Source organism: Kribbella endophytica (genome assembly GCF_054781295.1).
In genome coordinates this window covers 621,743-638,600 of the sequence record NZ_BAAGUR010000002.1, presented here as the reverse complement: position 1 = coordinate 638,600, position 16,858 = coordinate 621,743, and the positions used below count along the sequence as shown (strand labels likewise).

17 protein-coding genes are annotated in these 16,858 nt (G+C 70.8%); 13 read left to right on the top strand and 4 right to left on the bottom strand.

The genetic code is table 11. From position 1 onward, the window contains the following. Positions 1-18 precede the first annotated feature (18 nt). From ACYVIO_RS21470 to ACYVIO_RS21445, 6 genes are all read left to right on the top strand, one after another. Positions 19-1,032 (top strand): aldo/keto reductase family protein, encoded by a 1,014-nt coding sequence (locus ACYVIO_RS21470; RefSeq protein WP_460652629.1) that lies wholly within the window; start codon positions 19-21, stop codon positions 1,030-1,032. Continuing rightward, complete coding sequence (locus tag ACYVIO_RS21465; protein WP_460652628.1) at positions 1,029-1,238, top strand: hypothetical protein; 210 nt, start codon at positions 1,029-1,031, stop codon at positions 1,236-1,238. Before ACYVIO_RS21470 ends, ACYVIO_RS21465 begins: the two co-directional genes overlap by 4 nt. A 361-nt stretch (positions 1,239-1,599) precedes the next feature. Beyond that, positions 1,600-2,460 (top strand): SCO2322 family protein, encoded by an 861-nt coding sequence (locus ACYVIO_RS21460; protein ID WP_460652627.1) that lies wholly within the window; start codon positions 1,600-1,602, stop codon positions 2,458-2,460. 4 nt (positions 2,461-2,464) lie between these two features. Beyond that, complete coding sequence (locus ACYVIO_RS21455; RefSeq protein ID WP_460652626.1) at positions 2,465-3,562, top strand: energy-coupling factor transporter transmembrane component T; 1,098 nt, start codon at positions 2,465-2,467, stop codon at positions 3,560-3,562. After that, positions 3,559-5,208, top strand: coding sequence for an ABC transporter ATP-binding protein (locus ACYVIO_RS21450; RefSeq protein WP_460652625.1), 1,650 nt, complete (start codon positions 3,559-3,561; stop codon positions 5,206-5,208). Before ACYVIO_RS21455 ends, ACYVIO_RS21450 begins: the two co-directional genes overlap by 4 nt. Beyond that, positions 5,205-6,014: an ECF transporter S component gene (locus tag ACYVIO_RS21445; RefSeq protein ID WP_460652624.1), complete on the top strand. Its 810-nt coding sequence runs from the start codon at positions 5,205-5,207 to the stop codon at positions 6,012-6,014. Before ACYVIO_RS21450 ends, ACYVIO_RS21445 begins: the two co-directional genes overlap by 4 nt. Here the strand turns inward: ACYVIO_RS21445 and ACYVIO_RS21440 are convergent. Continuing rightward, positions 6,011-6,550 (bottom strand): hypothetical protein, encoded by a 540-nt coding sequence (locus tag ACYVIO_RS21440; RefSeq protein WP_460652623.1) that lies wholly within the window; start codon positions 6,548-6,550, stop codon positions 6,011-6,013. The genes ACYVIO_RS21445 and ACYVIO_RS21440 overlap by 4 nt on opposite strands. Before the next feature lie 133 nt (positions 6,551-6,683). On the opposite strand from ACYVIO_RS21440, the gene ACYVIO_RS21435 reads away from it, so the two are divergent. The 7 genes from ACYVIO_RS21435 (at position 6,684) to ACYVIO_RS21405 (ending at position 13,984) form a co-directional block, all read left to right on the top strand. Beyond that, on the top strand, positions 6,684-7,244 hold the full coding sequence (locus ACYVIO_RS21435) for a TetR/AcrR family transcriptional regulator (RefSeq protein ID WP_460652622.1): 561 nt from the start codon (positions 6,684-6,686) through the stop codon (positions 7,242-7,244). Continuing rightward, positions 7,237-7,938, top strand: a complete 702-nt coding sequence (locus ACYVIO_RS21430; protein ID WP_460652621.1) for a bifunctional adenosylcobinamide kinase/adenosylcobinamide-phosphate guanylyltransferase — start codon at positions 7,237-7,239, stop codon at positions 7,936-7,938. The genes ACYVIO_RS21435 and ACYVIO_RS21430 overlap by 8 nt, the downstream gene beginning before the upstream one ends. Then, positions 7,935-8,741 (top strand): adenosylcobinamide-GDP ribazoletransferase, encoded by an 807-nt coding sequence (locus tag ACYVIO_RS21425; RefSeq protein WP_460652620.1) that lies wholly within the window; start codon positions 7,935-7,937, stop codon positions 8,739-8,741. The genes ACYVIO_RS21430 and ACYVIO_RS21425 overlap by 4 nt, the downstream gene beginning before the upstream one ends. A 343-nt stretch (positions 8,742-9,084) precedes the next feature. Beyond that, a complete protein-coding gene (locus tag ACYVIO_RS21420) occupies positions 9,085-10,260 on the top strand; it encodes an ROK family transcriptional regulator (protein ID WP_460652619.1) in 1,176 nt (391 codons plus the stop codon). Between the two features lie 454 nt (positions 10,261-10,714). Then, a complete protein-coding gene (locus ACYVIO_RS21415) occupies positions 10,715-11,788 on the top strand; it encodes a substrate-binding domain-containing protein (protein ID WP_460652618.1) in 1,074 nt (357 codons plus the stop codon). A 91-nt stretch (positions 11,789-11,879) separates the two neighbouring features. After that, complete coding sequence (locus tag ACYVIO_RS21410; RefSeq protein ID WP_460652617.1) at positions 11,880-12,689, top strand: ATP-binding cassette domain-containing protein; 810 nt, start codon at positions 11,880-11,882, stop codon at positions 12,687-12,689. Further along, complete coding sequence (locus ACYVIO_RS21405; protein WP_460652616.1) at positions 12,686-13,984, top strand: sugar ABC transporter permease; 1,299 nt, start codon at positions 12,686-12,688, stop codon at positions 13,982-13,984. Before ACYVIO_RS21410 ends, ACYVIO_RS21405 begins: the two co-directional genes overlap by 4 nt. A 127-nt stretch (positions 13,985-14,111) precedes the next feature. Here ACYVIO_RS21405 and ACYVIO_RS21400 read toward each other — a convergent pair whose 3' ends face one another. The 3 genes from ACYVIO_RS21400 to ACYVIO_RS21390 are packed head-to-tail and all read right to left on the bottom strand — an operon-like array spanning position 14,112 to position 16,848. Next, on the bottom strand, positions 14,112-14,915 hold the full coding sequence (locus ACYVIO_RS21400) for an IclR family transcriptional regulator (protein ID WP_460653555.1): 804 nt from the start codon (positions 14,913-14,915) through the stop codon (positions 14,112-14,114). A 59-nt stretch (positions 14,916-14,974) separates the two neighbouring features. Beyond that, positions 14,975-15,820: an iron-sulfur cluster assembly protein gene (locus ACYVIO_RS21395; RefSeq protein WP_460652615.1), complete on the bottom strand. Its 846-nt coding sequence runs from the start codon at positions 15,818-15,820 to the stop codon at positions 14,975-14,977. Then, entirely contained in the window at positions 15,820-16,848 is a 1,029-nt protein-coding gene (locus ACYVIO_RS21390; protein WP_460652614.1) for an amidohydrolase family protein, read from the bottom strand. Before ACYVIO_RS21390 ends, ACYVIO_RS21395 begins: the two co-directional genes overlap by 1 nt. Positions 16,849-16,858: the final 10 nt, after the last annotated feature.

The following is a 16,858-nucleotide window of genomic DNA, read 5'->3' as shown; positions in this document are numbered from 1 at the left end:
GGAAGTAGGGTCTGGGGTATGGACTTTCGGTATCTCGGAAACAGTGGACTGAAGGTCAGCGAGATCTCCTACGGGAACTGGCTGACCCACGGATCGCAGGTGGAGAACGAGCAGGCCAAGGCCTGTGTGAAGGCGGCGCTCGAGGCCGGGATCACCACGTTCGACACCGCGGACACCTACGCGAACACCGCGGCGGAGACCGTGCTCGGCGAGGCCCTGGAGGGACAGCGGCGCGAGTCGCTGGAGATCCTCACCAAGGTGTACTGGCCGACCGGCCCGGGCGGACCGAACGACACGGGCCTGTCCCGCAAGCACATCCACGAGTCGATCAACGCCTCGCTCAAGCGGCTCAAGACCGACTACGTCGACGTCTACCAGGCGCACCGGTTCGACACCGAGACGCCGCTGGAGGAGACGATGGAGGCCTTCGCCGACGTCGTCCGCCAGGGCAAGGCGCTCTACATCGGTACGTCGGAGTGGACCGCCGACCAGCTCCGCGAGGGCCACCGGCTGGCCCGCGAGCTGCGCGTCCCGCTGGTCTCCAACCAGCCGCAGTACAACATGCTCTGGCGCGTCATCGAGGCCGAGGTCGTCCCGGCCTCGGAGGAGCTCGGCATCGGGCAGGTCGTGTTCTCCCCGATCGCGCAGGGCGTGCTGACCGGCAAGTACAAGCCGGGCCAGCAGCCGCCGGAGGGTTCGCGCGCGACCGACACCAAGGGCGGCGCGAACATGATCAGCCGCTGGCTCAAGGACGACGTGCTCAACCGCGTCCAGGAGCTGCAGCCGATCGCCGACGAGGCCGGGCTGAGCCTGTCCCAGCTGGCCATCGCGTGGGTCCTGCAGAACCAGAACGTCTCCTCGGCGATCATCGGCGCGTCCCGCCCCGAGCAGGTCACCGAGAACGTGAAGGCGGCCGGCGTGAAGCTCGAGGACGCCCTGCTGAAGCGGATCGACGAGTCGCTCGGCAACGCGATCGAGACCGACCCGGCCAAGACCGCACAGAACGCGCCGCAGACCCGGCCGGGCTCATGAGCTGGACCTGGCGGTACGAGACCGCCGCCGGTGAGCCGGCCGACCCGGGCGACCTGGGCACCGGGGACTTCTCCGCCCAGGGCGACGCGGAGAGCTGGCTCGGCGAGATCTGGCGCGAGCTCGCGGACCAGGGCGTCGCCCAGGTCTACCTGCTCGAGGACGAGCGGGTGGTCTACGGCCCGATGAGCCTGGCCGCACAGGAGTAGCACCAGTCATCAGAGCCCGTACGGCGAGCAGGTGGTCCACCACGCTCGCCGTACGGGCTCTTGGCCTGTCCGGCGCCACGTGTGGGGTGCCGCACGTTCGGCGTACGGCTCACGCATGCCTGGCCGGTACGGCGGTAAGCTGCGGCCGAACCACTGCTGTGCCGCAGGGAAGCCGGTCCGAAGCCGGCGCTGACCCGCAACCGTAGGCCGCACCCGGGACCCACCGGGCGGCGGCGAGCCGGAACACTGCGTCCAGGCAGCAGGCTCACCGACCCGCCGAGGACCGCGGGAGGAGCCGGCCCCGTGTTCCCGGCGGTGCACCTCTCCTCTCGTTGGCCCGGCCCGAGCGAGGACACACGAGATGACTGCACACCGGACCCCACGACTGGCCCTCAGCCTGCTGGCGGGTCTCCTGCTGGCGGGGACCGTCACCATCAGCGCAGCCCAGGCGAGCACCGCGGCCCAGGCCGGCGGCACCGCTCAGGCCAGTGGTTCCGCGCGGGCCGGCGGCTCGGCTCGAGTCGGCACCACCGACCAGGCCGGCGGCACCGCCCCGGCCGGCGTTACGAGGTCGGCCGAGGACGGCTTCAGGTTCTGGGGCTACTACCAGTGGACCAAGGGCCAGTGGGCGTTCGCGCAGAAGGGTGCGGACCAGGTGGTCCCCGCCGACGGTGCGGTCGAGGGCTGGCGGTACGCCCTCGGCGGCGCCAAGCCCCGCGTCCCCCGCGCGGCCGGTGACTTCGAGGCGATCTGCGGCGCGACTCCCGCGGAGACCGGCAAGAAGCGCGTCGCCCTCGTGGTCGACCCGGGCACAGCCACCGACTCCGAGACCGGCGTCGCCCCGCCGCCCGCGACCGGCACCTGCGTGGTCACCGACGCGAAGGCGACCGGCGCCAAGGTGATGGCCGCGACCGGCCCGGTGCGGATCGAGAAGGGCCTGACCTGCGGCATCGACGGCTACCCGGCCGCCGGCTGCGGCACCGCCGTGAAGAACATCAAGGTCCCCGCCACCGACGCTCCGGTCACCCTGGAGATCGGTCCGGCCATCGGCTCGGCCGCCTCCCCGACCCCCGCGCCGAACCCGACCAACGCGGCCCAGCCGCCGACCGCCGACGAGGACGAGGGCGGCGCCCCGGTGACCGGCATCATCGTCGCCGCGGTCGTCGTACTGCTGCTGGCCGGCGGTGGCTTCGTGCTGGCTCGCCGACGCGCGCAGAGCTGATCAGGTGCGCGCGGTCCACCACCTGACTCTCCCCCGGGCTCTGCACCCGGGGGCGTGGTGGTTGTGGGCCCTCGGCCTGGCCGTAGCCGCCAGCAGGACCCGCAACCCGGTCCTGCTGATCCTGATCCTGGCGGTCGCCGGCTTCGTCGTGGCAGCACGCCGAAGCGACGCCCCCTGGGCCAACAGCTACCTGGCGTTCCTCAAGCTCGGCCTGGTGGTGATCGGCGTCCGCGTCGTACTGCAAGCGCTCCTGTCGACCCGCTCGCAGGGCAACACCCTGCTGTTCACGCTGCCGCAGGTCCCGCTGCCGGACTGGGCCAGCGGCGTGAAGCTCGGCGGCGAGGTGACTGCCGAGGCGCTGGTCACTGCCCTGTACGACGGGGGCCAGCTGGCCGTGATGCTCTGCTGCATCGGCGCCGCCAACGCCCTGGCCAGCCCGCGCCGCCTGCTCAAGTCGTTGCCTGGGGCCCTCTACGAGATGGGCGTCGCCTGCGTGGTCGCCCTGACCTTCGCGCCGCAGCTGGTCACCGACGCGCGCCGGATCCGCGGCGCCCGCCGCCTGCGCGGCCGAACCCGCGGCTCCTTCCGTACGACGGCCATGCCGGTCCTGGAAGGCGCACTGGACCGCTCGGTCGAGCTGGCCGCGGCGATGGACTCCCGCGGCTACGGCCGTACGGCGCACGTACCGCGCCGCCAGCGCCAGATCACCGGGGCGTCGGTGCTGCTCGGTCTGCTGGGCATCATGCTCGGCGTCTACTCCCTACTCACCGACGCGATGTCCGTACCGGCTGCGGGCGGGGCGCTGGCGTTCGGCGTACTGCTGGCAACCGGTGCGATGGCTGTCGGGCGGCAGCGGGTCACCCGCACTCGCTACCGGCCGGACCCGTGGGCTCTGCCGGAGTGGCTCGTCATCGGGTCCGGTGCGCTCGCTGCGGCGGCGCTGATCATCGCAGCGGCTCGTGGGGTCGAGGGGCTGGTGCTGCCGGGTCCGCTGGTCGTGCCGCCCGTCCCACTGCTGCCGGTGCTCGGCATCCTGATCGGCCTGGCCCCTGCGGTCGCAGCTCCTCCTCTGACCCGACGACGTGAGCTGGTGGCGGCATGATCGAGTTCGACCGGGTCACAGTCACGTACGACGGTGCCGCCGAACCGGCGCTGCGGGACGTGAGCTTCACGGTGCCTGAGGGCGAGCTGGCGCTGGTGATCGGCCGGACCGGCTCCGGCAAGTCCACGCTGCTGCGAGCGATCAACGGGCTGGTCCCGCACTTCACCGGCGGCACGCTGGCCGGCCGCGTGCTGGTGAATGGCCGCGACACCAAGGACTACCGGCCGCGCGACCTGGCGGACGTGGTTGGCATCGTCGGGCAGGACCCGATGGCCGGGTTCGTCACCGACACGGTCGAGGACGAGCTGGCGTACAGCATGGAGTCGCTCGGCGTCGCTCCGGACGTGATGCGGCGCCGGGTCGAGGAGACGCTCGACCTGCTCGGGCTGGCCGACGTACGGGACCGGCCGCTGACTGCGCTGTCCGGTGGGCAACGGCAGCGGACAGCTATCGGGGCTGCGCTGACGTCGCACCCGGCTGTGCTCGTGCTGGACGAGCCGACGTCGGCGCTGGACCCGCAGGCGGCCGAGGAGGTGCTGGCCGCACTGCAGCGCCTGGTGCACGACCTGGGCGTGACGGTGGTGATGGCCGAGCACCGGTTAGAGCGAGTGATCCAGTACGCCGACCGCGTGGTGGAGATCTCCGGCGCTGCGCTCGGCGGGCTGCCGACCGACCGGGGTGTGGCGGGATCAGGCGCCGTGTCCACCGGGCTCCCTGCCGACGTGATGGTGTCTGCGCCCGTTGCGCCGCCGGTGGTGGAATTGGGGCGGCTGGCTGGGTGGTCGCCGTTGCCGCTGTCGGTGCGGGACGCTCGGCGGGCGGCCGGCGTACTGCGGGAGCGGTTGGGCGATCACCGGCCGACCCCTCGCGTCGCGGTGATCGGAAAAGAGCTTGCCCGGTGCAACGACCTGGTCGTCAGCTACGGGAGCGTGCCGGCGCTGCGCGGCGTCTCACTGACGCTGCAGGCCGGTGAGGTCGTCGCATTGATGGGCCGCAACGGCGCCGGCAAGTCCACGCTGCTCAACGCGCTGGTGGGGCTCGTCCAGCCGCGCTCAGGCAGCGTGGTGGCGGCGGGGATCGACCCGCGGCGTACGAAGCCCAAGCAGCTGGTCAAGGCGGTCGGACTGGTACCGCAGGAGCCGGCTGACCTCCTGTACGCACCGACCGTCGCCGAGGAGTGCGCCGGAGCCGACAGCGACTTCCGGGTGGCGGCTGGCAGCTGCCGGGCGTTGCTGGAGCGGCTGGCGCCGGACGTCGACGACCAGATGCACCCGCGCGACCTGTCGGAGGGACAGCGGCTCTGCCTGGCGCTGGCCGTCGTACTGTGCGGTGCTCCGCCCCTGCTGCTGCTCGACGAGCCGACGCGAGGACTGGACTACGGCGCGAAGCGGCGGCTGGTCGAGATCCTGCGCGAGCTCGCGGCGGACGGGCACGCGGTCGTGCTGTCCACCCACGACGTCGAGATGGTCGCCGAGGTCGCGACGCGCGTCCTCGTCCTGGCCGACGGCGAACTGGTCAGCGACGGCGACACCGCGACGGTCATCGCCGGCTCCCCGGCGTTCGCCCCCCAGGTCGCCAAGATCCTCGCGCCCCTGCCGTTCCTGACCGTCGGCGAAGTAGCCACAGCCCTGGAGCGAGCCTCGTGACGACAGCCCCCTCAAGGCTGGTCCGGCTGAAGCCACGCAGTACGGCGACGCTGCTGCTGGCGTCCGCGGTCGGCCTGCTGGCATTCGGCTGGCCACTGATCTGGCAGACCGACCAGGCCGGCGCCTCCGCGCTCGGCCACACCACCGACGCACCCTGGCTGTTCGTCCTGCTGCTGCCGCTGCTGGTGGCCGTCGTACTGGCTGAGCTGGCCGAGTCAGGCATCGACGCGAAGGTGATCTCCCTGCTCGGCATGCTCGCCGCAGTCGGCGCCGCACTCCGCGCACTAGGCCCAGGCACGGCAGGACTGGAGCCAGGCTTCTTCCTGCTCATCCTGGCCGGCCGAGCGTTCGGCGCGGGCTTCGGCTTCGTCCTGGGCGCTGTGTCCCTGCTGGCCGGCGCACTGATCAGCGGCGGCGTCGGACCGTGGATGCCGTTCCAGATGCTCGCCTGCGCCTGGGTCGGCTGCCTGGCCGGCCTGCTGCCGCGAGTGGGCGGCCGGCTCGAGCTGCTCCTGCTGGCGGCGTACTCGCTGGTGGCCGGCATCCTGTACGGCGTCGTGATGAACCTCTGGTTCTGGCCGTACGCGACCTTCGGCAGCGACTTCTCGTTCATCCCTGGCGACGGCCTGGCCGAGAACCTGCACCGCTACTTCCTGTTCGTCGTCGCCACGTCGCTCGGCTGGGACATCCCGCGCGGCATCCTCTGCGCCGCTCTGGTGCTCGCGCTCGGCCGCCCGGTCCTGAAGGCCTTCCGCCGTACGGCGCGGAAGGCCGCGTTCGACGTACCGGTCAGCTTCGACCGTTAGCTCCGGGCCCGCAAGCGGATCGCGGAGACCAGGAAGAACACGCCGCCGAGCAGCGCGTAGCCGCCGAGGTTGGTGAGCGACGGGTCCGCCGCGGAGGCCGACACGGCGAACGACGTACCGGCGAGCACCGAGATCCCGCCGCTGAGGATCATCGGCCACTGGCCGCCGAGCGCGCGGCGGCGAACCGCGACGACGAGCTGGACGATTCCGGCGACGATCGCCCACGCGCCCCAGACGCGCAGGACCGCGGGGATGCCGGACGTGGTGGCGACGGCCAGGCCGATGGCTGCGAGGGCGCTGATCACGATGTTCGCGACGAGAACCGGCGTCTTCGACGTACGGAGGTCGACGACCGCGGCGGCGACGTCGAACAGCGGGTAGACGATCAGCAGCGTCACGCTCAGCGGGCCGAGCTTGTCGGCGCTGAGCAGCAGGAGGATCGCCCAGACGAGGGCGAAGCCGAAGCGGACGAAGTACAGGCGGCGGAGGGCCGCCGGGACGCTGGTCGTGGGGGCGGAGGAGGTCGCTGTGGTCATGGGAGGTGGTCCGATCTCGGAGGTGTTGCCGGAGGTGCTGTGATTGGTAGACTAACTAGTAACTCTACCAACGATCATGCACCGTCCGGGCCGGTCGGCGCAAGCGGAACGGGGGCCACGTACGATGCCGACCATGACCGAGCCGGTGCGAGAACGACTGCTCGCGGCCGCCGACGAACTCTTCTACGCGCACGGGATGCGCGCGGTGAGCGCGGACAAGATCATCGACCGGGTGGGCACCACGAAGGTGACCTTCTACCGGCACTTCCGGACCAAGGACGACCTCGTCGTCGCCTATCTGGAACGGCGTGCCGCCGCCGAGCGCGCGGGGGTCGAGGCCGTGATCGCGGCGGCCGGCGGTGACGCCGCGGCGGTGCTGCGGATGATGTCGGCCGGCCTCGGCGAGATGGCCTGCGTGCCCGGCTTCCGCGGCTGTCCGTTCATCAACGCCGCGGCGGAGTACGCCGACGCCGACAGCGCGGTACGCCGGATCGTCGACTCCCATCGCGGCTGGTGGAAGAAGATGTTCCAGGACCTCGTCGCGCCGCTCGGCCTGCCCGCGCACACCGGTGACGACCTGATGGTCCTGCGCGACGGCGCCATGGTCGCCGGGTACCTGAGCGAGGCCGACGCCGCAGCGGGCGCCTTCCTGCGCGCGGGCCTGGCGCTGATCGGCGATCCGCGGGATGGCTGAACTGGTCACGACGCCGGCCGGCGCGACCGTCGACGGCGTACTGCGGCTGACCGCCGAGGGCTTCACTCCCGTCGACGACTACGAAGTGACGGTCACCCGAACCACAAGCGGCGTTCGGTACGACGTACTCACTCCGGCTGGAGATCGACTGTCCTGGACTGCGCCTGGCGTTTCCCGGCGCACCCTGATCCTCGGCGGCGCCCGGTCCGGCAAGTCCACCGCGGCCGAGCGACTGCTGGCGAACATCCCCGACACCCTGTACGTCGCGACCGGCGGCGACGGGTCCGCGGACCCCGAGTGGGCCGACCGCATCGCCAAGCACCGCGAGCGCCGGCCTGCGTCGTGGGGACTGGCGGAGACCATCGATCTCGTTCCCCTGCTGGCCTCCGACGGCCCGCCACTGCTGATCGACTGCCTGACGTTGTGGCTCGCCCGCACCATGGATGCGTGCGGCATCTGGGAGCACCCGGAGAACCTCGGTCAGGTCGAGCAGCGGATCGAGGCGCTGGCGACCGCCTGGTCGAGCACCCCTCGCCAAGTAGTTGCTGTCAGCAATGAAGTGGGGTCCGGCGTCGTCCCGGCCGACGCAGGGACGCGATTGTTCCGTGACCTGATGGGCCGAGTGAACGCGACGATCTCCCGCGAGTCCGACACCGTTCTGTGGTGTGTGGCAGGTCGAACGGTCACCCTGTGAGGCTCGACGGGTTGCGGCTGGCGTTCGGGACTCTGACGGTGCTGCCTACTCCCGCGCCCCGGCAGGTGGATCGGGTGACGGCCGGCGGGGCGATGCTGCTGGCGCCGGTGGCCGGGGTGGTGATCGGCGGCTTGGCGGCTGCAGTGGTTGCCGCCGTACAGGCTCTGCAGCCGGGAGCGGACCTGTTGGCGGCGGTGCTCGGGGTGGTCGCCTTGTGCGTGCTCTCCGGCGCACTGCACCTCGACGGGCTGGCGGACACGGCCGACGGGTTCGGTAGTCGGCGCGACCGGGAGACCAAGCTGCGCATCATGAAGCAGAGTGACATCGGGCCGTTCGGTGTGGTGGCGATCGCCGCCGTACTGCTGCTCGACGTCGCCGCCCTCACCACCTGCGTACAGGCCGGCTTCGGCTGGCAGGCCGTCCTCGTCGCAACCGTCGCCAGCCGGCTCACCCTCCCCTGGTCCTGCCGCATCGGCGTCCCCTCGGCCCGCCCCGACGGCCTCGGCGCGATGGTCGCCGCCACCGTCCGCCCGTACGCCGCAGCGCTGGTCACCCTCGCCGCACTCGCACTCCTGCTGGCCCTCGCCTGGCTGACCGTCGACGGCACCACCCTGCCGGCCAACAGCTCCACCTGGCGCCCACTCGTCGCCACCACCCTCGCCGTACTGCTCGCCATCGCCCTGGCCCTCACCACCGCCCGCCAGACCACCAAGTCCCTCGGCGGCATCACCGGCGACACCCTCGGCGCCACCGTCGAACTCGCGGTCCCCCTCACCCTCGTCACCCTGGCCCTGGCTGTTTGAGCCTCCTGGCACCAGCTCCCACCCTCTGACTCGCCACGCCCGCCAAACCACCGAGCCCCTCGGCGACCCCCCGGCGCCGCAGTCGAACCGACCGCGCCCTGGCCCTCCCGGCATCAGCCCTCGCCTCCGACTCACCACGGCCTGCAGTCAGTTGAATACAGTATGTGATTCTCTCGGCAAGCCTGGCATCCGCGCGGCTGCTGGGACTGGTGGTGCATTAGTGTCGCGGCGGATGTCCTGACGGGCAGGACTACGCGTAACGGCGAGGACACATGGCGATCACGGTCAGGGCGAAGGCCGGCATTCCAGCGACGGAATGCCTTCGATCCGTTATCTTTATGTAATGAACGCAACCCGCCCGGCACCAGGCTCACAGGCTTCGCTTCGCGAAGCCAACCGTGAGCGTGTTCTGGGGGTTGTCCGGCAGCACGGTCCGCTGACCCAGGTCGAGATCGCCGCCGCCTCCGGACTGTCCGCCGCCACGGTGTCCAACATGGTCAAGGAACTCGACCAGGCCGGCCTGGTCGGGGTGTCCCCCAGCATCCGCAACGGCCGCCGCGCCGTCCTGGTGTCGCTCGCCTCCGGCGGCGGCCTGCTCGCAGGGGTCGCGTTCGGCGAGCGCGACGTCCGCGTCGCGATCGCGTCGGAGAGCCGCGAGATCCTCGCCGAGCAGCTGATGCCGCTGCAGGCCGACCACATCGCCGACGACGGGATGGAACGCGCCGCCCGCCTGCTCGCCGACCTCGCCGAGACCGTCGGCCAGGGCGTCGAGGACATCGGCGCGATCGGGTTCGGCCTGCCGACACCGGTCGACTCGGTCAGCGGCGAGGCCGGGTCCGACGCGGTCCTGCCCGGCTGGCGCGGCGTCAACGTCGCCGCGGCGATGGCCGGGTACCTGCGTGCCCCGGTCGCGCTCGACAACACCGCCAACCTGGCCGCGCTCGGCGAACTGCGGGCCGGCGCGCTGCGCGACGTACAGCACGGTTGCTACATCAAGTTCTCGTACGGCGTCGGCGCGGGCATCGTGCTCGGTGGCGAGGTGTTCCGCGGTTCGGCCGGTACGGCGGGCGAGATCGGCCACCTGACCATCGACGAGAACGGCCCGATCTGCCGCTGCGGCAACCGCGGCTGCCTGGACACGTTCGTCGGGTCCCGCGCGCTGCTCAACTCGCTCGCCGCCTCGCACGGCCCGCTGCGCCTGCGCGACGTCATCACCCGCGCCCTGGCCGGTGACCTCGGCTGCCGCCGCGTCGTCGAGGACGCCGGCCGCCGCGTCGGCGTGGCCGTCGCGGGCCTGGTCAACCTGTTCAACCCCGAGGTCATCGTCGTCGGCGGCAAGATGGCCGAAGCCGGCAGCCTGATCCTCGACCCGATGCGCGAAGCCCTCGACCGCTGCGCGATCCCCAGCGCCGCCGCCACCGTGGAACTGCGCCCCGCCGAGCTCGGCGACGCCGCCGACGTCATGGGCGCCATCGAACTAGCCTCCGTCCTCAGCCACACCCGCGTAGCCCGCGCCTAGCAGCCGTCTCCAGCCACACCCGGTAGATCAAGCCCGCTCGCCGCCTAGCCGCCGTCTCGAGCCACACCCGGGCAGATCGAGCTCGCACGCCCGTGCCTAGCCGCTTCCCTCAGCCACGCCCGCGTAGCCCGCGCCTAGCCGCCGCCCTCAGCCACACCCGGGCAGATCGAGCTCGCCCGCGCCTAGCCGCTGCCCGCGACCCCGCCCGTACAGCCCGGCGCGCAGCTCTCGTTCGCCGATCCGCCTGTCCTGTGTTTCCGGGTGGTGACGCTGCGAGTCAGGCTTGTGTCACCGGGTGCCCGTTCCCGCTGGTTCCCACGGGAGCGCTCTCTCGGGTGGGACACCTGTGTGACAACGATATGTCTACTTCTTGAATTCAAGCCTTGACGTCAAGCCTCGGGCGAGCTTGACTTCGATCAGGCCTACTCGGGCCCTCACGTCAAGGAGTCACCAGATGTCCGTTTCACCAACTCGTCTCGTCGGCCTCGGTATCGCCGTGTCGGCCCTGGCTGTGTCCCTGGTCGCCTGTGGATCGGACGACTCCCCGGCCGGTAGCAGCGGCTCGGGCGGCAAGAAGATCGCCCTGCTGCTCCCCGAGTCCAAGACCACCCGGTACGAGGCCCTCGACCGGCCGCTGTTCACCGACGCTCTCAAGGCCGCCTGCGCCGACTGCGAGCTGATCTACAGCAACGCCGACCAGGACGCCGCGAAGCAGCAGACCCAGGCCGAGGCCGCGCTGACCCAGGGCGCCAACGTGCTGGTGCTCGACCCGGTCGACGGCAAGGCCGCCGCCGCGGTCGTCGCCTCCGCCAAGGGCCAGAACGTCCCGGTCATCGCCTACGACCGGTTCATCGAGGGCGCGAACTACTACGTCTCCTTCGACAACGAGACGGTCGGCAAGCTGCAGGCGCAGACCCTGGTCGACATCCTGAAGGCGGCCGGCAAGACCACCGGCAACCTGGCCATGATCAACGGCGCGCCGACCGACCCGAACGCCGCCGACTTCAAGAAGGGCGCGCACAGCGTGCTCGACACCAGCGGCTACAAGGTCGCCGCCGAGTTCGACACCCCGGACTGGAGCCCGGACAAGGCCCAGGCCTGGATGGAAGGCCAGCTGAGCGCGATCAAGAACGGCCTGGTCGGCGTGTACGCCGCCAACGACGGCACCGCGGGCGGTGCGATCGCGGCCCTCAAGGGTGGCGGCGTGACCCCGCTCCCGCCGGTCACCGGTCAGGACTCCGAGCTCGCCGCGATCCAGCGGATCGTCGCCGGCGACCAGTCGATGACCATCTACAAGGCCGTCAAGCCGCAGGCCGAGGCCGCTGCGAAGGCCGCCGTCGCCCTGGCCGGTGGCGGACAGCCCGAGGCGACCGGTGACTTCAAGGGCGTGAAGTCCACGATCCTCGACCCGATCGCGGTCACCAAGGCGAACATCAACGACACTGTGGTGAAGGACGGCATCTACAAGGTGACCGACATCTGCACCGCGTCGTTCGCGACCGCCTGCACGGCCGCCGGCCTCAAGTAAGGCAGCCCACCCCGGTGGCACCCCCGGCTCTGAGGAGGCCGGGGGTGCCACCGGGGCTCGGTCGTGAACGAACCTCTCAGGAGCTGAATCGATGACTGTCACACCCACCCCCGTCGCCACCGGCACCGTGCTGGCGCTGCGGGGTGTCTCCAAGCGCTTCGGCGCGGTCCAGGCCTTGAAGAACATCGAGCTGGACGTCCGGGCGGGCGAGGTGCTCGCCCTGGTCGGCGACAACGGCGCCGGCAAGTCGACGCTGGTCAAGACCATCGCCGGCGTCTACACCGCCGACGACGGCACGATGGTCTTCGACGGCCAGGAGGTCCGGGTCGCCAGCCCGGCCGAGGCGCAGCAGCTCGGCATCGCCACCGTCTTCCAGGACCTGGCGCTGTGCGACAACCTCGACGTGGTCGCGAACCTGTACCTGGGCCGCGAGCTGCGCAAGGGCAAGGTGCTCGACGAGGTCGAGATGGAACGCTCCTCCTGGGAGCTGCTCCGCCAGCTGTCCGCGAAGATCCCGAGCGTCCGGATCCCGGTGGCCAGCCTGTCCGGCGGCCAGCGGCAGACCGTCGCGATCGCCCGCAGCCTGCTCGGCCAGCCCAAGGTCGTGATGCTCGACGAGCCGACCGCCGCGCTCGGCGTGGCCCAGACCGCCGAGGTGCTGAACCTGGTCGAGCGGCTGCGCGAACGGGGCCTCGCGGTCATCCTGATCAGTCACAACATGGCCGACGTGATGGCGGTGGCCGACCGGGTCGCCGTCCTGCGCCTCGGCCGCAACAACGGCGTCTTCACGGTCAGCGAGACCAAGACGCAAGACATCATCGCCGCCATCACGGGCGCGACGGACAACGCGGTCTCCGAGCGCGCGGCGCGCCGGACCCGCGAGGAAGGTGCGGCATCATGACCACCCCGGTCGACGGTTCGAAGGCGCCCGTGCAGGACACGCTGCCCGAGGCAACGAACGGTTCCGCTGCACTGCCGGCCGACCTGCAGGACGAGCGGCTGATCGCCAGCCACGGGTTCAGCGGCGCGGTCTCGGCGTTCACCGCGCGGCTGCGCACCGGTGATCTCGGCTCGGTCCCGGTCGTGGTCGGCCTGATCATCATCTGGGCGGTCTTCCAGATCTCGAACAGCAACTTCCTGTCCAGCCGCAACCTGGTCAACCTGACCCTGCAGACCACGTCGGTCGGCGTGATCGCGATCGGCATCGTGCTGGTCCTGCTGCTCGGCGAGATCGACCTGTCGGTCGGTTCGGTGAGCGGTCTGGCGGCCGCCGTACTGGGTGTCACGTTCGTCAACGAGGGCTGGCCGCTGGTCGTCTCGCTGATCGCCGGCGTCGTGCTCGGTCTGGTGATCGGGTTGTTCTACGGCGCGCTCTACAACCGGTTCGGGGTGCCCAGCTTCGTCATCACGCTGGCCGGTCTGCTCGGTTTCCTCGGTCTGCAGCTGCTGGTCCTGGGCAAGGAGGGTTCGCTCAACCTGCCCTTCGACTCCGCGTTCGTCGGGTTCGCGACCCGCAGCTTCCTCTCCCCCGCGCTGGCCTACGGGCTGATCGCGGTCGTCGTCGCCGTGTACGTGCTGACCCGGCTGCGCGGTAGAGGCGCCCGCGCCGCGGCCGGGTTGTCGGCCGCACCGACGTCGATGATCGCGATCAAGGCCGGCGCCCTGGCTCTGGTGCTGCTGATCCCGGTTCTCGTCCTGAACGGCGACCGCGGTGTCTCGTCGATGTTCGTGCTGTTCCTCGCCCTGGTGATGGCGACGGACTTCGCGATCCGCAAGACCCGCTGGGGTCGTTCGGTGATGGCCGTCGGCGGCAACGTCGAGGCTGCTCGCCGGGCCGGTATCAACGTCCGGTTCATCTACCTGTCGGTGTTCGCCGCCTGTTCGACCTTCGCCGCCGTCGGCGGGTTGCTCGCAGCAGCCCGGCTGGTCGCGGTGAACCAGAGCAGCGGTGGTGGCGACACGAACCTGAACGCGATCGCCGCCGCCGTCATCGGCGGGACCAGCCTCTTCGGCGGCCGCGGTTCGGCGTACTCGGCACTGCTCGGCGCGCTGGTGATCATGTCGATCTCCAACGGCCTGGCGCTGCTCAGCCTGGACTCCAGCGTTCGCTACATGGTCACCGCCGGCGTCCTCCTGGTCGCCGTGACGATCGACTCGCTCAGCCGCCGCAGCCGTCAGGCGCACGGCCGCGCATAAGGACCGGTGGGTTGCTGCTTGACCCCTGCATCGGCAGCAGCCCGCCGTACCAACGAACGGACCGCGACTCCCCCGCCCGGGGGTCGCGGTCCGTTTCTCTGTACGCCGAGGGTGCGGGCGCTTGGGGCTAGATGGCGTTGACCGCTCTGGTCGCGACCAAGGCTCCACGTCGTACGGCGCGCTCGAGCGCCCAGCGGCGGGCGGCGAAGTCGGCCGACGGGAGCGAGATCGCGACCGAGGCCAGTACGACGCCCGCCGACGAGCGGACCGGCGCCGCCAGGCAGGACAGGCCGTCCTGGAACTCGCCGATCTCCAGGGCCACGCCGGAGTGGCGGACCTTGTCGAGATGGGCTTCGAGGGTCGGGCGGTCGGTCATCGTGCTGGTCGTGCACCGGCGCAGGCCGACGCGGTCGAGGTAGCCGTTGCGGGCCTGCTCGGTCATCGCGGCGAGCATGACCTTGCCGAACGCGGTCGCGTGCGTCGCCTCGTGGAAGCCGATGTCGAGGACCTGCACGCGCGGGCGCCGCTCGGAGTCGACGACGTGGGCGATCACGACGTCGACCTCGCGGTAGACCGCGTAGTACGCCGCCGCGTCGGCCTCCAGATGCAGCCGCCGTACGGCGGACGCGATCAGCGGCGGCACCTCGAGCTGCCGCGTCAGCCCCTGCTCGAGCAGGCGGACGCGGTAGCCGAGGCCGTAGCGGTGGTCCTGCGCCAGGTGCACCAGGTAGCCGGACTCGGTCAGCGTCGCCAGCAGGTGGTACGCCGAGGGCAGCGCGAGCTGGAGGTGCGCGGCGATCTCCTTGGCGGTGACCCCGTCGCGGCTGGCGGCCACGAACTCCATCGCCTTCAGCGCACGGGAGACCGACTGCACGGTGCCGGCCGTGGGCGCGCCGTTGGTCGTCGGCGGGTCGAAGGGGTGCGCGGGCATGCTCACCCTGACAGCCTGCCCTGAATTCAGGGCCGCCGCACCGCCTGACCGCGCGGCCTTCACCCGGCCGCCTGGTCGACACCCGGCGGCCGTGGCAGTCCGTACCGGACACTCAACAGCCCGCGACACAGCCCCGAGTTCCCCTCGATGCTGATCCGCGTCGTCTTCGCCATCCTGAGCTGGAACGGCAGGTCCACGGAGGTGATTGGAGTGCCGTCGTCCTGTACGAGTAACGCAGCGTCAGGTCCGCTGGACAGCCCGAGCTCAGCTCGGCGCCTCCGCAGGCGCTCGAACTCGATCCCCGCCTGCTCCTCCTCCGGCGCGGCTGACGCCGCGCCGGAGGAGGAGGGGGGAGGGGCGAGCGCGCCCGGCGAGGGCCTGGCTTCGCCGGCCTGGAGGGCGGGGGCCAGCGCCGCCTGTGCCTCTCCGAGGGTGGTGTCGGCGAGGGTGAGCATGGTCCAGCCGGCCTTCAGGAGGCGGCTGGCAACTTGCTCCTGGCAGGCTCGGTGGGCCTTGCGCCGGAAGGTCCGGCGGAGTTCCTCCAGCTCGCCGTCGGCCAGGCCGGGGAACGACCCCTCGAAGCCTCGGGAGGCGGCGACGCCGTTGTTGATCTCGTCGGAGGCGAAGTGGTCCTCCAGCCGGACCACCACCTTCTTCACCCCTGGTACGGCGGCGACCGCGTCGTACGCGTCGGCGACCATCAGGTACGCGAAGTTCGGCGCGCAGAAGTACGTCGGCAGCCGCAGCTCGACCTCGACTGTGCCGTCAACAGACGACACAGCGGCGACGAAGCCCAGATCGGTGACCGGTGCGTCGAGCTCAGGGTCTCGGACCGTCCCCAGCGCGGCCCACAACTCGTCGGCGACGCCGTCGGGGCGCGTCATCACCTCCTTGACGGCGTCCATCACGCCACCGGCACCGGTTCGGAGCCGACAGCACCGTCGGCAGACTCCGGTAGGCGCAATTCGGCCGGTACGTCGAGGTCGTACAGCTTGGCCGCGTTGAGCCCGAGGATCTTCTTCTTCGCCTGGACCGTCAGGTCCGGGTACTCGGTCAGCTCGGCCGGGTACTCGAAGTCGACGAACCGCTCGATCAGCCAGGCCGGCGTCCAGATCGCGTAGTCGCTGGCGAACGTGATCCGGTCCTCGCCGATCCAGTACAGCAGCTCGCCGATGATCTGCGCGAAGTACTTCGGCCGGCTGTGGATGAACGGCATCGCGACCGCCAGACCGCCGTACACGTTGGGCTCCTGCGTCGCGATCCAGCAGAAGTCCTCCAGCCGCGGCAGGCCGACGTGCTCGACGATGAAGTTCAGCCCCGGGAACGCCGACGCGACGTCGTCCACGTCGGCGACGTCGAACGCGTCGCGGTTCAGCGGGTAGATCGTCGGGCCCTTGTGGATGTGGATGTTCTTGATCCCGAGCTCTTCGCACTTCTCCAGGTACCGGTACGACCACGGGTCGGTCAGCTTCCAGCCCTTCGAGTCGCCCTTCCACTCCGCCGTGTACAGCTTGACGCCCTTGAGGTTCCACCGCTCCGACAGCTCGACCAGCTTGTCCAGGCCCGCCTCACCGTCGCGCGGGTCCCAGGCCCCGTTGACGATGAACTTGTCCGGGTGCTTCTCTGCCAGCAGGCCGTCCTGCTCGGTCGTGTTGAACCCGTTGACGTAGAAGTCGGTGAGGTACGTCGGCTGGAAGATCGCCTTGTCGACGTACCCGTCGGTGAACAGGTCCTTGATGATCCGTTCCTCGGACTGCTTGTGGAACTCCCCCAGCGTCCACACCTTGTCGGCCGGCGACAGGTTGCGGTGGTAGTCGTAGAAGCAGTTGATGAAGCCCTCGCCGTACCGGTTCGCCTGATTGGCCGGGGTCGCGTCCCACGCGTGGACGTGGCTGTCGACGATGAAGTAGCTGTTGCCGTCCTTGCTGTACATGGAGTGCTCC

What these genes read in the sequence shown, in the direction of transcription:
- ACYVIO_RS21460 (WP_460652627.1), top strand. Translation starts at nt 1,600, where the DNA reads ATGACTGCACACCGGACCCCACGACTGGCCCTCAGCCTGCTGGCGGGT.
- ACYVIO_RS21415 (WP_460652618.1), top strand. Translation starts at nt 10,715, where the DNA reads ATGTCCGTTTCACCAACTCGTCTCGTCGGCCTCGGTATCGCCGTGTCG.
- ACYVIO_RS21395 (WP_460652615.1), bottom strand. Translation starts at nt 15,820, where the DNA reads ATGGACGCCGTCAAGGAGGTGATGACGCGCCCCGACGGCGTCGCCGAC.
- ACYVIO_RS21435 (WP_460652622.1), top strand. Translation starts at nt 6,684, where the DNA reads ATGACCGAGCCGGTGCGAGAACGACTGCTCGCGGCCGCCGACGAACTC.
- ACYVIO_RS21465 (WP_460652628.1), top strand. Translation starts at nt 1,029, where the DNA reads ATGAGCTGGACCTGGCGGTACGAGACCGCCGCCGGTGAGCCGGCCGAC.
- ACYVIO_RS21390 (WP_460652614.1), bottom strand. Translation starts at nt 16,848, where the DNA reads ATGTACAGCAAGGACGGCAACAGCTACTTCATCGTCGACAGCCACGTC.
- ACYVIO_RS21405 (WP_460652616.1), top strand. Translation starts at nt 12,686, where the DNA reads ATGACCACCCCGGTCGACGGTTCGAAGGCGCCCGTGCAGGACACGCTG.
- ACYVIO_RS21410 (WP_460652617.1), top strand. Translation starts at nt 11,880, where the DNA reads ATGACTGTCACACCCACCCCCGTCGCCACCGGCACCGTGCTGGCGCTG.
- ACYVIO_RS21440 (WP_460652623.1), bottom strand. Translation starts at nt 6,550, where the DNA reads ATGACCACAGCGACCTCCTCCGCCCCCACGACCAGCGTCCCGGCGGCC.
- ACYVIO_RS21470 (WP_460652629.1), top strand. Translation starts at nt 19, where the DNA reads ATGGACTTTCGGTATCTCGGAAACAGTGGACTGAAGGTCAGCGAGATC.
- ACYVIO_RS21430 (WP_460652621.1), top strand. Translation starts at nt 7,237, where the DNA reads ATGGCTGAACTGGTCACGACGCCGGCCGGCGCGACCGTCGACGGCGTA.
- ACYVIO_RS21420 (WP_460652619.1), top strand. Translation starts at nt 9,085, where the DNA reads ATGAACGCAACCCGCCCGGCACCAGGCTCACAGGCTTCGCTTCGCGAA.
- ACYVIO_RS21450 (WP_460652625.1), top strand. Translation starts at nt 3,559, where the DNA reads ATGATCGAGTTCGACCGGGTCACAGTCACGTACGACGGTGCCGCCGAA.
- ACYVIO_RS21400 (WP_460653555.1), bottom strand. Translation starts at nt 14,915, where the DNA reads ATGCCCGCGCACCCCTTCGACCCGCCGACGACCAACGGCGCGCCCACG.